The organism is Herbaspirillum sp. UBA812 (assembly GCF_002296545.1).
Lineage (GTDB): Bacteria > Pseudomonadota > Gammaproteobacteria > Burkholderiales > Burkholderiaceae_D > Herbaspirillum > Herbaspirillum huttiense.
The window spans coordinates 2,436-3,302 of record NZ_DBIC01000376.1; the positions used below are offsets into that span (position 1 = coordinate 2,436).

An 867-nucleotide genomic window follows, 5' to 3' on the forward strand; every position below is an offset into this window, starting at 1 on the left:
TCGAGGTCGTTGGTCGGCTCGTCCAGCACCAGCACGTTGGCCGGCTTGGCGAACAGGCGCGCCAGCAGCAGGCGGTTGCGCTCGCCGCCGGAGAGCGTGCGCACCGGCGAACGGGCGCGTTCCGGCGCGAACAGGAAGTCCGACAGATAGGTCATTACGTGCTTGCGCTGGCCGTTCACTTCCACCCAGTCGCTGCCCGGCGCGATGGTATCGGCCAGGGTCGTTTCTTCATTCAACTGCGCGCGCATCTGATCGAAATACGCGACCTGCATCTTGGTACCCTGCTTGACGGTACCGCTGTCCGGCGCTTCCTCGCCCAGGATCAGCTTGAGCAAGGTGGTCTTGCCGGCACCGTTCTGGCCGATCAGGCCGACCTTGTCGCCGCGCATCAGGATGCTGCTGAAGTCGCGCACGATGGTCTTGGGGCCGTAGGCCTTGTTGACGTTTTCCAGCTCCGCCACGATCTTGCCGGAACGTTCACCGGTGCCCACTTCCAGCTTCACCTGCCCCTGCCGCTCGCGGCGCTCGCTGCGCTGCACGCGCAGGGCTTCCAGACGGCGCACGCGGCCTTCGTCGCGGGTGCGGCGGGCCTGCACGCCCTTGCGGATCCACACTTCTTCCTGCGCCAGGAATTTGTCGAACTTGGCGTTTTCCACTTCTTCATTGGCCAGCAGCTCGGCCTTGCGGGCCTGGTAGGTCGTGAAGTTGCCGGGGAAGGAAAGAATCTTGCCGCGATCCAGTTCGATGATGCGCGTGGAGACGTTGTCCAGGAAGCTGCGGTCGTGGGTGATGAAGAGGATGCTGCCCTTGAAGTCGCGCAGCAGGCCTTCCAGCCACAGGATGGAGCCGAAGTCGAGGTGGTTGGTC

Annotated in this window: 1 protein-coding gene; it reads right to left on the reverse strand. The window is 64.2% G+C overall.

Annotated features, from left to right (window positions below; all coding sequences use genetic code 11):
* A partial coding sequence (locus tag B3873_RS24885; protein ID WP_286869685.1) for an ATP-binding cassette domain-containing protein occupies positions 1–867 on the reverse strand: 867 nt, incomplete at both ends.